At 43.4% G+C, this 13,895-nt stretch carries 13 protein-coding genes and 1 tRNA gene; 11 read left to right on the top strand and 3 right to left on the bottom strand.

All coding sequences use genetic code 11. The features are described 5' to 3' along the window. Positions 1-56 precede the first annotated feature (56 nt). The 6 genes from EYS00_RS12165 to EYS00_RS12140 all read left to right on the top strand — a co-directional run bounded on the left by EYS00_RS12165 (position 57) and on the right by EYS00_RS12140 (position 6,158). Positions 57-1,112, top strand: coding sequence for a UDP-glucose--hexose-1-phosphate uridylyltransferase (locus tag EYS00_RS12165; protein ID WP_130636931.1), 1,056 nt, complete (start codon positions 57-59; stop codon positions 1,110-1,112). After that, on the top strand, positions 1,105-2,244 hold the full coding sequence (gene galK / locus EYS00_RS12160; protein WP_130636929.1) for a galactokinase: 1,140 nt from the start codon (positions 1,105-1,107) through the stop codon (positions 2,242-2,244). Before EYS00_RS12165 ends, galK begins: the two co-directional genes overlap by 8 nt. A gap of 250 nt (positions 2,245-2,494) precedes the next feature. Then, positions 2,495-4,057 (top strand): sodium/sugar symporter, encoded by a 1,563-nt coding sequence (locus EYS00_RS12155; protein ID WP_130636926.1) that lies wholly within the window; start codon positions 2,495-2,497, stop codon positions 4,055-4,057. Positions 4,058-4,297: 240 nt separating this feature from the next. After that, positions 4,298-4,834 (top strand): helix-turn-helix transcriptional regulator, encoded by a 537-nt coding sequence (locus EYS00_RS12150; protein WP_130636924.1) that lies wholly within the window; start codon positions 4,298-4,300, stop codon positions 4,832-4,834. A gap of 43 nt (positions 4,835-4,877) precedes the next feature. Continuing rightward, positions 4,878-5,321: a hypothetical protein gene (locus tag EYS00_RS12145; protein WP_130636922.1), complete on the top strand. Its 444-nt coding sequence runs from the start codon at positions 4,878-4,880 to the stop codon at positions 5,319-5,321. A 282-nt stretch (positions 5,322-5,603) separates the two neighbouring features. Beyond that, a complete protein-coding gene (locus EYS00_RS12140) occupies positions 5,604-6,158 on the top strand; it encodes a single-stranded DNA-binding protein (RefSeq protein WP_130636920.1) in 555 nt (184 codons plus the stop codon). Positions 6,159-6,195: 37 nt separating this feature from the next. On the opposite strand, the gene rtcR is transcribed toward EYS00_RS12140, so the two are convergent. Then, complete coding sequence (gene rtcR, locus EYS00_RS12135) at positions 6,196-7,803, bottom strand: RNA repair transcriptional activator RtcR (RefSeq protein ID WP_130636918.1); 1,608 nt, start codon at positions 7,801-7,803, stop codon at positions 6,196-6,198. 270 nt (positions 7,804-8,073) lie between these two features. On the opposite strand from rtcR, the gene EYS00_RS12130 reads away from it, so the two are divergent. From EYS00_RS12130 to EYS00_RS12105, 5 genes are all read left to right on the top strand, one after another. After that, positions 8,074-8,146 (top strand) — tRNA-Phe (locus EYS00_RS12130). 248 nt (positions 8,147-8,394) lie between these two features. Then, positions 8,395-9,549 carry a slipin family protein gene (locus tag EYS00_RS12120; RefSeq protein ID WP_130636916.1) on the top strand — a complete coding sequence of 385 codons (1,155 nt, stop codon included), beginning with the start codon at positions 8,395-8,397 and terminating at the stop codon, positions 9,547-9,549. A gap of 88 nt (positions 9,550-9,637) precedes the next feature. Beyond that, a complete protein-coding gene (locus EYS00_RS12115; protein ID WP_130636914.1) occupies positions 9,638-10,870 on the top strand; it encodes an RtcB family protein in 1,233 nt (410 codons plus the stop codon). Between the two features lie 8 nt (positions 10,871-10,878). After that, entirely contained in the window at positions 10,879-11,928 is a 1,050-nt protein-coding gene (gene rtcA / locus EYS00_RS12110; RefSeq protein WP_130636912.1) for an RNA 3'-terminal phosphate cyclase, read from the top strand. Beyond that, positions 11,918-12,739 carry a nucleotidyltransferase domain-containing protein gene (locus EYS00_RS12105; protein ID WP_242618757.1) on the top strand — a complete coding sequence of 274 codons (822 nt, stop codon included), beginning with the start codon at positions 11,918-11,920 and terminating at the stop codon, positions 12,737-12,739. Before rtcA ends, EYS00_RS12105 begins: the two co-directional genes overlap by 11 nt. A 190-nt stretch (positions 12,740-12,929) precedes the next feature. Here EYS00_RS12105 and EYS00_RS20975 read toward each other — a convergent pair whose 3' ends face one another. Together EYS00_RS20975 and EYS00_RS20970 are read right to left on the bottom strand one after the other, a co-directional pair. After that, complete coding sequence (locus EYS00_RS20975) at positions 12,930-13,181, bottom strand: GyrI-like domain-containing protein (protein WP_242618756.1); 252 nt, start codon at positions 13,179-13,181, stop codon at positions 12,930-12,932. A 10-nt stretch (positions 13,182-13,191) separates the two neighbouring features. Next, complete coding sequence (locus EYS00_RS20970) at positions 13,192-13,734, bottom strand: GyrI-like domain-containing protein (RefSeq protein ID WP_242618755.1); 543 nt, start codon at positions 13,732-13,734, stop codon at positions 13,192-13,194. Between the last annotated feature and the right edge of the window lie 161 nt (positions 13,735-13,895).

Here is a 13,895-nt window from a genome sequence, read left to right as displayed (position 1 = left end):
GTATTTAGGGTAAACGTTTAACCTTTGCCTTGATTTGGCTTTAATAGAGAGTAATTATGGGAACGTCCTTTGACCCAACAAATGATCCGCATCGTCGATATAATCCGTTGCTAGGCGAGTGGGTGCTTGTCTCTCCACACCGTGCGAAGCGCCCGTGGCAAGGTCAGTCCGAAGAGCCAAACAATGAGCAAAAGCCATCTTATGACCCAACCTGCTACTTGTGTCCGGGTAATACTCGTGTAAATGGCGAAGTGAATGAAAAATACACAGGGACCTATGTATTTGAAAATGACTTTGCAGCACTGAAGAAAGACACAGTGCAAGACGGTGAAGATTCTGGTTTATTCCGATTCGAGACCGAACAAGGTTGTAGCCGTGTTATTTGTTTCTCGCCTGACCACAGCAAAACTCTTCCTGAACTGACAGATGAAGAACGTTTTGATGTGGTTAATTGTTGGAAGGAGCAAACTGAAGAGCTGGGTCAACTTTACACCTGGGTGCAAGTGTTCGAGAACAAAGGCTCAATGATGGGCTGCTCTAACCCTCACCCTCATGGTCAAGTATGGGCGCAGAAGCACATTCCATCGGATCCTGCTAAGAAAGTGGTCCAGTTGGGCGAGTACTATCGTGAAAACGGTCGCCCTATGTTGTTAGATTACGCAGAGCAAGAAGTGGCAAAGCAAGAGCGTGTAGTGTGTCAAAACGACCACTGGGTTGTTGTTGTACCTTACTGGGCAGCTTGGCCTTTCGAAACCTTGTTACTGCCACGCTTTAATGTCCAAGCGCTACACCATATTAACGACGAACAAGGTAAAGCGCTGGCGTCTATCATTGGTGAAATCACTGCTCGTTACGACAATTTGTTCGAAACGTCATTCCCTTACTCAATGGGCTGGCACAGTGCACCATTCGACAAACAAGAGCATCCAGAATGGACGCTTCACGCGCACTTCTTCCCACCGCTATTGCGTTCAGCGAGTGTACGTAAATTTATGGTGGGCTATGAAATGATGGCTGAGGCCCAGCGTGACTTAACGCCAGAGCAAGCCGCTGACCGATTGAAAGCATTACCTACAGTACACTACAAGAAAAATGAGAAGAGCAATGGATAATCAAGCATTTACCGAACAATTTGAGCAGACTTATTCTGCTGCGCCTAAGGTGTTAGTACATGCCCCAGGTCGCGTTAATATTATCGGTGAACATACTGATTACAACGAGGGTTTTGTGTTCCCGGCGGCCATTAACTTTGGTACGTGGGTGGCTGCAACAAAGCGCGATGACAACACTATTCTGGTCACTGCCGTTGATTATGATAATCAGCAAAACCAGTTTCCGTTAGACGACATTCAGTTTGACAACGAACAAGGTTGGGCAAACTATGTGCGTGGTGTGGTTAAAGTCCTTAAAGAAGCCTTGCCGGATTTTGGCGGAGCAAACTTACTGGTAACGGGTAATGTTCCGCAAGGCGCTGGCCTTAGCTCTTCGGCATCTTTTGAAGTCGCTATCTTAAAGGCGATTAGCGCATTGTATGAACTGCCTCTTGACGGTGTTCAAGCAGCTTTGCTTGGCCAAAAAGCCGAGAATACCTTTGTGGGTTGTTCGTGTGGCATTATGGATCAGTTGATATCTGCAATGGGTAACGAAGGAAAGGCTATGTTACTTGATTGCCAGTCGTTGGCTATCGAACACTCGCCATTACCGTCGACTCACCAAATTGTCATTATTAACTCTAATGTAAAACGCGGTCTCGTTGATAGCGAATACAACTTGCGCAGAGAGCAGTGTGAAGAAAGTGCGTCAATCTTGGGCGTCTCCTCACTTCGAGGCGCTACACTCGAGCAGCTAGAAAACACCAAGAGTGAAATGTCAGAGGTAGTGTATCGACGCGCTCGCCATATCATTACTGAGAATGCTAGAACACTTACTGCTGCCCAAGCACTCAAAGATGGTGATATTGCTACTGTGAGCCAAGCCATGGCGGAGTCTCACGTGTCTATGCGTGACGATTTTGAAATTACTGTTAAGCCTATCGATTTCCTAGTAGAAATTATTTCTGAGGTAATCGGTGAAACTGGTGGTGTGCGTATGACTGGCGGCGGCTTTGGTGGTTGTGTTGTTGCCTTGGTACCAACCGATCAAGTCGATGTAGTTAAGCAGGTCGTTGAATACAATTATTTTGACGAAACTGGCTATAAAGCAGACGTTTACGTTTGTACCGCTACTCAAGGAGCGTTTGCATAAGCGAGTGCTCTCAATTTGCAAGTCCTCCGTTTAACGACGGTTGTCCCTTTCGCCGAGCATATTTAATGGTCGGCGTTTTTTACATTTTCCAAACAATTACCCTTCATATCTACCATCAAAATGTGTTAATTATGGTTTAGCAATCGCGCGTCACACGTGTAAAAGCAATCATAACAATAATAATTCATCTTTCTGTACCCCAGCAATGTGCAGTAAATGCACAAATTAAAACAAAAACTCGGGACAATTTATGAAACTTGCAACGTTAGATATCACGTTATTTTCTGTTTACGTGATAGCGCTTATTGGTATCGCATGGTGGGTATCCAGAGAGAAGGCCGGTCATGAAAAGGATACCAACGACTATTTCTTAGCAGGCTCTAGCTTACCTTGGTGGGCAATAGGAGCATCGTTAATTGCAGCAAATATCTCTGCAGAACAAATTATTGGTATGTCTGGCTCCGGTTATCAAATCGGCCTTGCTATCGCATCTTATGAGTGGATGGCAGCGATTACACTGATTATTGTTGGAAAGTACTTTTTACCTATCTTTCTTAAGCACAAAATCTACACTATGCCGCAGTTTCTAGAGCAGCGCTATGACCATAGAGTACGAAAAGTCATGGCCGTGTTTTGGCTTGGGGTCTACATATTTGTGAACTTAACCGCAGTACTTTGGTTAGGAGCACTAGCCATTAACACTATAGCCGGTGTTGATATGGTGTATGGCATGATTTTCTTGGGTGTCTTCTCACTAGCGTATTCTCTCTACGGAGGCTTAAAAGCGGTAGCGCTTACCGATATTATTCAAGTCGTGCTACTGATATTCGGTGGTCTTTTTTTATCGTGGACGGCACTTAATCTTATCAGTGATGGTCAAGGGCCTATTCAGGGCTTTATCGACATTACCAATCAGCTGCCTGAAAAGTTCGATATGATCCTAGCTAAAGACAATCCACACTATGTGGACTTGCCAGGTATTTCAGTTTTGATTGGCGGTATGTGGATCATGAACCTGTCGTATTGGGGCTTTAACCAATACATCATTCAGCGCACGCTAGCGGCTAAAAGTGTACAAGAGGCACAGAAAGGCATTGCTTTTGCCGCGTTCTTAAAACTCTTGATGCCTCTCATTGTAGTGTTACCGGGTATCGCTGCTGTATTACTGGTACCAGATTTAGCTAAACCCGACCAAGCCTATCCATCGTTAATGACTATGATGCCGGTAGGTTTAAAAGGAGTCATTTTTGCTGCACTTGTGGCTGCCATTGTGTCTTCATTGGCATCAATGACCAACAGTGTGTCGACTATTTTTACCATGGACCTATACAAAGATAAGCGTCCTGACGAAAGTCAGCATCATTATGTAAAAGTGGGTCGTATCGCAAGTTTTACTGCGTTAATTATAGCCATGGTCGCTGCTAAGCCGTTACTCGGTCAATTTGACCAGGCTTTTCAGTACATTCAAGAATTTACGGGTTTCTTTACGCCAGGTATTTGCGCGTTGTTTGTCCTTGGTATGTTTTGGAAGAAAACTACCGCCAATGGTGGTTTGGTGGCTGCGGTTGGGTCGTTTGTATTTAGTTTAGTGCTGAGACAATTCTGGCCAGAGTTACCGTTTATCGATCGTGTGGGGTTGGTATTTTTGTTGTGTGTTGTACTTGCTATTGTTACTTCTCTGGCAGAGAAAAATGGTATCAATGAAAACGCTGTTGACCTTAATGACATCGAATTTAAAACCACTTCAGGTTTCAATGTGGCATCGATTGCTGTGGTATGTTTGCTCATCGCTTTTTACACCGTATGGTGGTAACGAAGAACTAGAAATACACGCAAAAAGGCTTCGATACGAAGCCTTTTTTATTGGTTTTGCATGTTGCAATTTCGCGTTATATTAGTTGTAGCAACGAATTGCAACGTGTAATAAATCCTTTATATTATAAGGGTTTTACAACAAGTGTCGTACTGGTTACGTAACCATTACGACAAAGTGACGTAAAGGAAATTGAGTTTTCTTGGTAGCTTGAAATCGAGCCACAGAGGAAGCTCTACAATGAAATTGAAAATTAACGCAAACAAGATAAAACAACTCAGAGAAAGTAAGTGTTGGTCACAGCAACAGTTATCTGAGTTGACAGGCTTAAGCTTACGAACGGTTCAGCGAATTGAAGCTAAATCAGTCGCCTCTCAAGAAAGCATAAAATGCTTGGCAGCTGTATTTGAAATATCAGTCAATGAACTGTTTGATGCTGATGCGTTAACATCGACGTCTTCTGTAGATGCAACTACAACAGAAACAATCACTCAAGAGATAGTAAAAAACCAAGAAAACGATACAGATAATGAGCGCAAAAAATTAGAGGGTAAGCGTCAACTCAAGCATGCTTACATTGGATTTTTTGTGGTTTTTCTTAGTCATATGTTTGGTTTTTACGGCATTTTTACAGCCTATGGTGAGGAGCGTATTGATTACGACACCTTCAAGTTGTTTAAAGATGCTCTATCGATTGTACTGATTTGTTCTGCCCTATTGTTCGCCTACCAAGCCAGAAAGCTCGCGAAGAAATATGGAATTGGCTCATCTTTTTAATTAATCAATTTGCGATAAACGCAAATCTTAAAGGAACTAAAAGATGAACAACGAAAACTTTAGTATCAAGCCAGTCGCAATTGCATTTGTGTTGTACATTGTGGCCACCGTAACAATGACTGTAATATTAACCGCGGTATGGCAAACCACCTTGTCAGAGGTGCCAACAGACTATGCTGCACTCAATGAATTGGCGATTAACTCAGAGTTTCTAAGTACAGGTACGGCAATTCTCAGTGTGATAGCAGGTATATTGTGTGCGTTTATTCTAACGTTGAAAACGAAAACGCAAGGATACAAATACGCCATCAGTCTGGGTATTTGTTTTGTGATTTATGGGGTATTGAGTATCTTCTTACACCCTGAGCACGAACTAGCGAGACAACTGAGTAAACTGGTGTCGCCTATTCCACTTTGTATGTTGGGTGCATGGTTAGCACTAAAGCTAACAGGCAGAAAAGCAACAGCTAATCAGCAAGTCGCCTAATTATCGTCAATAAGTAGAGGGCCTATCGGCCCTTTACCCTCGCAAAACCTAGGCTTTCGTCAGTGGTTTTGCATTGAATGACGTGCTATCTTTCTTCATCTTCTTGATAGGTATCGCATTTGCGCTAGACACAAATATGTCTAGCTAAACAAAACTGATTCGCGATAAAATATCAGTCATACGTAAAGAAATCAGCGTACTTCGAGAGCCCACAAATGCAAAGCCACAAGGCTTTTGTGACATTCGTTTGCTGTCGTTGATACCAGAATATAGGAAAGAAAAATGGCCACTCGCGGTGTAAACAAGGTTATCTTGGTGGGTAACCTAGGAAATGATCCTGAAGTACGATACATGCCTAACGGTAATGCTGTTGCTAACTTGAGTTTGGCAACAAGCGAAAGCTGGAAAGACCAACAGGGGCAGGTTCAGGAGCGCACAGAGTGGCACCGTCTTACTATGTACCGTCGTTTGGCGGAAATTGCTGGCGAATACCTGAAAAAGGGCTCGCAAATCTATGTTGAAGGTAAACTTCAAACCCGTAAGTGGCAAGATCAGCAAGGTCAAGACCGTTATACTACTGAAATTGTTTGTGACCAAATGCAAATGCTTGGTGGCCGCGCTGAAGGTGGACAAGGTGGCGGTGGTGGTTACCAACAGCGCCCTCAAAATAACAACCAAGGCGGATACCAGCAGCAAGGTGGTGGGTACAATCAAGGTGGCCAAAATCAAGGTGGATACCAACAAGCACCACAACAAGCGCCTCAGCAAGGTGGGCAGCAACCTAAGCCGCCTATGGCTGAGCCAGACTTTGACTTTGATGACGATATTCCGTTCTAAAGCCGCAAAACGTGTTTACACTCAAAAAAGCCCGCTATTACTGCGGGCTTTTTGTTAGCTGTGCCCATTTCAAACCAAACTTGCTGAGGTATTTTTGTAGACGCGTTGAATCATTGGTTTGTGCTTTTTTAGTGCGACTCACGTTAAAAAGCTCTCGTCCAGCAGACGCCATACTATTGTGACGTTGACACACAGATACAACGTAACTGAGTTGATGAATATCGAAGTCGTCTAGGTTTGCTATCTGCTCCTCAGTTAAATACCTGTTGAGGTGATTTACGGTAAGAGCTTCGCTTGAAGTTTGCCAGGAAGCACGTAATCGCTCGATTTCTTCTTCAACATCATCAACAGATATACGAGAAGAGTCTGCCAGTGTGCAAAGTCTAGTAACGGCTGAGCTTAGATCGCGAAAGTTACCAGACCAAACCGCCTCTGGTGATACCGCAAACTTTTCAAAAGCTAGCTTCGCCTCTTTATTAAATTGCACGCGCTGGCTGTTCTTTTGTGCGTAAACCTCAATCTCGTAATCAATATTTGCAGGAATATCTTCCTTTCGTTCTTTGAGCGCAGGTAATTTATACGTCCACAGATTTATCCTCGCGAGTAAGTCTTCTCTGAACCTTCCTTTGTGAACTTCATCTTTGAGGTCTTTGTTAGTACCGGCGATAAGTTGGAAGTCACTTTCTACAGTGCGATCACTCCCAACGGGATGGAAAGACTTGTTCTCGATGGCATGGAGTAACATAGCCTGCTCTTCAAGGCCAAGTTCACCAATTTCATCTAAAAATAATACCCCTTTATTGGCGGTAAGTAGGTATCCGCTTCTTTCCTTCTGAGCGCCTGTGAATGCTCCCCGTGTATGGCCGAATAGCGCGGCCATCGCGTTTTCGCCTTTTAGGGTTGCGCAATTTACCGAGACCAAATCCCCCTTCAGCATAGAGCGGCGTTTTTTGAGTTGAAAAATACGGGTGGCTAATTGGCTTTTACCTGCCCCAGTGGGGCCAGTGAGTAGCATTGGATCGCTAGAACGAATAGCAACTTTCTCAATCTGACTAATCAGCCGGTTAAAATCGCCGTTTTTGGTTTGGATACCACCTTTTAGAAACGCTTTACCCTCTAAATGCTCGCGGTCGAATCGAGTCGCCAACTGGTCATACTTAGACAAGTCGAGGTCGATGATCTGTGTACGCCCAATCGATCGATTTTTGTTGTATTTATCGGGAGAGGTCTGAATAAGTCGTCCCGGAAAATGACGGCTCTCGGTAAGCAGGTAACTGCAAATTTGCACAACGTGGGTACCCGTTGTGATATGAAACAGGTAGTCGTTTGTATCAGTATCAAAGGTTTGGCGATGACACCAGTCGTAGAGCTTGGAATACACTTCTTCAAAGTCCCATGGATCATTGAAGTTAACGTTGTGCAAACTCACGCTTGTTTCAGGGGATACACTCTCAATATCGACAGCGACGTTATTCGCTAAACGTTCCGAATGGTTGTCATGCAGCATGTGGAGCTGGTCAATCACTAAGTTGTCTTGGCTACACAAACTTACGTTTGGACGCCATCTCGCCCATCGGTCGACGCGCTTCCCCACAAAATCCAGTTGTGAGCCGATTAAACTCACCGCTACTGTTTTTTTGTTCAATATAGTGTATCCAAGTAGATATATTTATATCTTTAAGATTACTTTTTTCTGTTTTGAAAATCTATAAGAGATTAACGGATACCAGCATAAATCCTTAATAAATTTTTATTAATCAATTATTTATTAATTTTTATTTCTACTTTTAAGAGTTTGGTACACGACTTGATATGTATAGAGTGTCTGATTATGAGGTTGTGATTCACACATCACTCCGGTGCGCTCTGACCTTGCTTGAGCAAGTGGTCACTGCGTATGCCTAATCAAACAACTATTTAAGTAGCTCAGAGGATAGAGCAACGGCTTAAAAATGCCGTCGGCGAAGGTTCGAATCCTTCCTTAAATTCTAGGTAGCTCAAACAGGTAGAGCTCCGAACAATTAATTCGGATGTTGTGGGTTCGAGTCCCACCCAAAAAACACAATGTTAGATACACAGTTAGTAAGTTGTTATTACCACTGGCTAGCACACGTAAGAGGTTGATGATTAACAGCAAGCAGGAGGCTCCCTGTTATTACAAAGCTTCACACCTTTGTTTGCCAAGTAATTAACCCTTACTAACACCGTTTAAAGCTGAACAAAAAGGAAATAGAAAATGTTTAGTGTAACCAAATTAGTCACCGAAAATCAGAGAGTTTTAGTGTTTAAAAATCAAGTGCTGACTGACGTTCTTATGCCAGGAAAGCATAAAATTTGGGATATCAAAAAAGAATATGATTTTGTGACGTTCGATATTAATGAGCTCTATTTTAGTGAGCGAAATGCCGAGCGTTTGTATCGCAATAGTGAGGTGCTTAAAGCACACGTTTCTCACTGGAAACTAGAAAGCAACCAAGTGGGTTTGCTTTATGTTAACGACTTACTGAGAGGCATTGTTGCGCCAAGTGAACATGTATACCTCTGGAAGGATGCCGGTGATATCCGATTGGATACCTTGGTTGTTGATGAAGATCTAGAAGTTGATGAGCAACTCATGTTTCTGATCAATCGAGCAGGTGCAAATAGCGCTTCAAGATTGATTAGGAGCGAGCGCACCGTCGCTGCTAAGCCAATAGCCGACCTTATGGTGACAAAAGATCAAGAGGGTCTTTTGTATGTAGACGGTAAGTTTATCAAGAGACTTTCACCGGGTAGGCACGCTTATTGGCAGTTCAATCATGATGTTGAACTCAAAACTTTTGATTGCCGGGCAAAGATGTTGGAAGTCTCAGGTCAAGAGATTCTGAGTAAGGACCGCGTGAGCTTACGGATTAACTTAAGTGCGAGCATAAAGATTGATGATACTGAGCTAGTCGCTCAAAGTGTGGATAAAGTCGATGATTATGCCTACAAGATCTTACAGTTGGCGCTAAGAGAGGCCGTGGGTACCAAGACCCTTGACGACATTCTTTTAGATAAGTTGTACGTCAATGAGACAGTTAAAGAGCTAGTCGTACAACAGCTAAAAGCTATCGGTGTGTCCTTACTTAATGTGGGTGTCAAAGACATCATCTTACCTGGTGAAATGAAAGCCATATTGAATCAGGTGGTTGAGGCGCAAAAAGCGGCCGAAGCTAATGTGATTAAACGCAGAGAAGAAACCTCTGCCACAAGAAGTTTGCACAACACCGCAAAGGTAATGGAAAACAACCCAACCTTAATGCGTTTAAAGGAACTTGAGGCGCTTGAAAAAATCGCTGACCGCATTGATAGCTTAACGGTATACGGTGGTTTAGAAGGCTTAACTAACAGCTTGGTTAAAATCGCTTAGCGTTGGTTCGCAAAGCAAAGAGTAACTGCGGGGCTGCCATGTTGTGTATTGGTGGCCCTGCTGAAAGGAAAGAATATAGGAAAACGTTATGTGTAAGAATTACAACGTTATAGAAAACGATGGAATGGCAACCATTAAGGCATGGACCAAAGGCGTGCCTTTTGAAGAGCAAGCGCAAGAGCAGTTAAAGAATATTGCCAGTATGCCATTGGTACATTCGCATATCGCAGTAATGCCAGACGTGCATATGGGCAAGGGGGCAACCATTGGTAGCGTCATCCCTTCAGTTGATGCGGTTATCCCCGCTGCTGTGGGTGTAGATATAGGTTGCGGCATGGTAGCCACCAAAACCACTCTTACTGCAAGCCAGTTGCCAGACAACCTGTTTGGTATAAGGAGTGCATTCGAAGCCGCGGTTCCCCATGGAAGAACAAGTGGAAGACGAGGGCAAAGAGGCAGGGACAAAGGTGCATGGCAAAACATTCCTGACGTGGTTGCAGGAGAGTGGAAAAAGTTAGAGGCGAGATTTGAAAAAATTTGCCAAAAGCATCCCGCAATTCGAAAGAGTAATCACGTTAACCACTTGGGTACCATGGGAACGGGAAATCACTTTTTAGAGCTTTGCTTAGATGAAAATGATGCAGTTTGGATCATGTTGCACTCTGGTAGTCGTGGCGTAGGTAACCGCATTGGTACTTACTTCATTGAGCTGGCTAAAAAGGAAATGGAACGTCACCAGATCAATTTGCCAGATATGGATTTGGCCTATTTGTCTGAAGGAAATGATTATTTTGATGACTATGTTGAAGCTGTGGAATGGGCACAAGACTATGCGAAGAAAAATCGCGAAATCATGATGATTAACGCCATTTCAGCACTTCGCAAAGAAATCCCTATTCCATTTTCGACGGCGGAGTTGGCGGTGAATTGTCACCACAATTATATCTCGCGAGAGAAGCACTTTGGTAAAGACTGTTTCGTTACCCGAAAGGGAGCCGTTAGAGCGGAAAAAGATGAAATAGGGATCATTCCTGGAAGTATGGGCGCCCGTTCTTTTATTGTGCGTGGCCTTGGAAACCCTGAAAGCTTTAACAGCTGTAGCCACGGTGCGGGAAGAGTCATGTCGCGCACTAAGGCAAAAAAGGTGTATAGCGTGAAAGACCAAATTGAAGCAACACAGGGTGTGGAATGTCGCAAAGACGAGTCAGTGATAGATGAAATTCCACATGCGTACAAAGACATTGAGAAAGTAATGGATGCGCAAAAAGACTTAGTGGAAGTGGTTTACACATTGAAACAAGTCGTGTGTGTTAAGGGGTAGGAGGCAATATGTCTTTTTTAGTGATTGATGGTTCTCAAGGAGAGGGTGGCGGACAAGTGCTAAGGACGGCACTCACTTTGTCGGTGCTAACACAAACACCTATTGAGTTGGTAAACATAAGAGCCAACAGAGACAGGCCTGGGCTTTTACGCCAGCACCTAACATCAGTCAAGGCGGCTCAAGCCATTAGCGAGGCTAGCGCCGAAGACGTTGAGTTAGGGGCGGAACGCATCAGGTTTTCACCGGGGGTAGTGAAAACGGGAGATTACCATTTTGTGATTGGTACCGCCGGAAGTACGGTTTTAGTGGCACAAACCATACTTCCGGTGTTAGCACTTGCTAAAGGCTCGTCAACAATCACCTTTGAAGGTGGAACCCACAACGGTATGTCTCCCTCCCTTTGCTTTTTCAAAGAGTCGTATTTGGCAGTACTCAATGCCATGGGAGTCAAGACTGAAGTAGAGACCACTTCTCTTGGGTTTTACCCCGCTGGAGGTGGCAAGTGGACGTTAACTATTGAGCCGACCGATACACTAAAAGCTATGTCATTGCTGACCCCAGGGAGGGAGTTTGAACAGGAGCAGAAGCATTGTTATTTGAAGGCGCTAATGAGCGAACTACCTGACACCATTGGTCAAAAAGAAGTGACAGCCGCCAGAAAAGCGTTGAACTGGAATGCAGCTCTGGGTGAAGTAGAGCGATACAAAACCAATGGGCCAGGGAATAGCTTTCAAGCAAAAATTAAAGGTGATGTATTCACCAGTGTGTTTGAACAAGTCGGTGAAGTGGGTGTGTCATCGGAGCGGGTCGCCAAGCGCTGTGCTGGACGAGTTAAAAAGTTTTTAAAGGTTGGTGCTGCCGTTGAAGAACGTTTAGCCGATCAACTCTTGGTTCCTATGGCGTTAGCCGGGGAAGGAGAGTTCACAACAACAGAGCTCAGTATGCACACCAAAACGAATATTGATGTGATTAAGCAGTTTCTAGATATCAGTGTACACGTGCATGAGGAAGCTGAAGGACGTTGGCGAATAAGAGTGAGTAAGGAAAGTGGAAGATAAAGCGTTTAGAGTGAATGTTGAAAACGCCATCGATGCAAATGTGCGAGAAGAGGTTATGCGTCGTATCGAAGCTGCAGAAAAAGAGCACGGAGTCAAAGTTCTTTATGCAATAGAGTCAGGCAGCAGAGCGTGGGGATTTGCAAGTCCCAATAGTGATTATGATGTTCGGTTCATCTACGTACACGAGCGTGATTGGTATTTAGCTGTCGATGTTGAAAACAAACGAGACGTTATTGAATATCCAATTGTTGATGAAATCGATATCAATGGGTGGGATATTCGAAAAGCACTAAAACTTTTCTGGAAGTCCAATCCAGCGTTTGTTGAGTGGCTTCAATCTCCTATCGTTTATGTTAACGAGGGCATCTTTGCAGAAAAATCCAGAGCGCTGTTACCTGCGATTGCTTCATCTCATAGGGGGATTTATCACTATTTGCATATGGCGAGAGGTAATTTTCGTGGCTATTTGAAAAAAGATACAGTGCCGCTAAAGAAGTATTTTTATGTGCTTAGGCCTTTGCTCGCGATCAAATGGTTAGAGACCTATGACGAACCTGCACCAATCGAGTTTGATGTGTTGCGTACACTGGTTGCGGAAAATGAAGTGTTAAACGATGCAATTTCCGGCTTACTTGCTAAGAAAAAAGTCATCATGGAAAAGGAGTATGGGCCTGCAGTTCCAGTGATAAATCAATTTATCGATTCGGAACTAGAACGTCTCGAAACCTTTTCGGCTGGAAATGAAGCAAGAGAAGTGAGTTTTGAAGTGCTCAATGCGCTGTTCAGGGCTGTGATAGATACAACTTGGTAAAAAATATTGAAACCTTCTTTAATGATGGGAACAACAATAAATTATGAGTAAAGCCCTCTTAGAAAGAGGGCAAACCACATCAAAGAACTCCGCAAATTGAGGCCGAATTAACAGGTGTATTGCTTTGCCTAATCAATCGGCAAATAAATATCGGTAATCATTTCATTCTCTGGTACGTCTGGGTAAAAACTTACTCTTTCAAAAAAAATGGAAAGTCTCGCACCTCAAAATCAGAATTGATAAGCCATGTGGAGTAGAGGAATCTTACCGCCATGCCAATAGATTCATCGCTTCCAATGTGCCTTACAACCGCACATCTTCCCTTAGGTATTGTCTTGTTGACGATGCCAAAATCATTTGGAGCTACTTTGTCGTTAACGGAACAACATAGGTCAAATCTGAAATTTTCTGGGGCTATTACAGCGGGATCATCATAAACCAAATTAAAGGTCTTACGTTTTTTTAGGCGGAAGATGGTTGATTTTCCTCCACTCGATGAATTGTTGAATTGTCTTTCCTAAAAGGTTTGGTGCACCACGGTGCTCCATAACTGCGATCAATGTTTCAGGGAATTCAATCAGCTTCACTTCAAAATCATAATTATCATTCATAATCTTAGTCCTTAGCTTTATAACAGGCTCGTATTTTGAGTGCCAAGGAGTCCAATCAGGGTTTTTCCTAAACTGGAACGGACTTTTATTAAAATGATTTTTAAAAGCCCGAGAAAAAGCTTCATGACTTGCGAAACCATTCGACATTGCAATATCAACAATTTTTGTATCACGCCTGTAGGCTAATTGATAGGAAGCTCGTTTAAGTCGAAGTAATCTTGCAAGTGATATCACTGGCATACCAAAGTGCGACGAAAACTGTCTGTGAAAATGGTACTTTGAAAGGCATGCCAACCGACAAAGCTTTTCAACATCAAGCTCACTGTCGAGGTTTGTATCAATGTAATTGACTACATCTGTAAACTGGTCGCGGTATCTGGTCATATAACTCGTTCTCTCTTCAGCAAATCAAAGATAGAAACTATTTCATTATCGATCTTGACCAAAGTTGCTGAATCCCGAGGACGCATAAAATTTTAGATTGAGTGGTAAGCAATCCAATTCAACATGACTCAATGATTGCCGAAGTAATGCGTTAGCACAAA

Origin of the sequence: Alteromonas sp. KUL49 (genome assembly GCF_006538345.1) — a bacterium.
Taxonomy (GTDB): domain Bacteria; phylum Pseudomonadota; class Gammaproteobacteria; order Enterobacterales; family Alteromonadaceae; genus Alteromonas.
This window is presented reverse-complemented; position numbering and strand designations above follow the sequence as displayed.

What these genes read in the sequence shown, in the direction of transcription:
- EYS00_RS12165 (WP_130636931.1), top strand. Translation starts at nt 57, where the DNA reads ATGGGAACGTCCTTTGACCCAACAAATGATCCGCATCGTCGATATAAT.
- EYS00_RS12140 (WP_130636920.1), top strand. Translation starts at nt 5,604, where the DNA reads ATGGCCACTCGCGGTGTAAACAAGGTTATCTTGGTGGGTAACCTAGGA.
- EYS00_RS20970 (WP_242618755.1), bottom strand. Translation starts at nt 13,734, where the DNA reads ATGACCAGATACCGCGACCAGTTTACAGATGTAGTCAATTACATTGAT.
- EYS00_RS12120 (WP_130636916.1), top strand. Translation starts at nt 8,395, where the DNA reads ATGTTTAGTGTAACCAAATTAGTCACCGAAAATCAGAGAGTTTTAGTG.
- EYS00_RS12145 (WP_130636922.1), top strand. Translation starts at nt 4,878, where the DNA reads ATGAACAACGAAAACTTTAGTATCAAGCCAGTCGCAATTGCATTTGTG.
- EYS00_RS12155 (WP_130636926.1), top strand. Translation starts at nt 2,495, where the DNA reads ATGAAACTTGCAACGTTAGATATCACGTTATTTTCTGTTTACGTGATA.
- EYS00_RS12150 (WP_130636924.1), top strand. Translation starts at nt 4,298, where the DNA reads ATGAAATTGAAAATTAACGCAAACAAGATAAAACAACTCAGAGAAAGT.
- galK (WP_130636929.1), top strand. Translation starts at nt 1,105, where the DNA reads ATGGATAATCAAGCATTTACCGAACAATTTGAGCAGACTTATTCTGCT.
- rtcA (WP_130636912.1), top strand. Translation starts at nt 10,879, where the DNA reads ATGTCTTTTTTAGTGATTGATGGTTCTCAAGGAGAGGGTGGCGGACAA.
- EYS00_RS12115 (WP_130636914.1), top strand. Translation starts at nt 9,638, where the DNA reads ATGTGTAAGAATTACAACGTTATAGAAAACGATGGAATGGCAACCATT.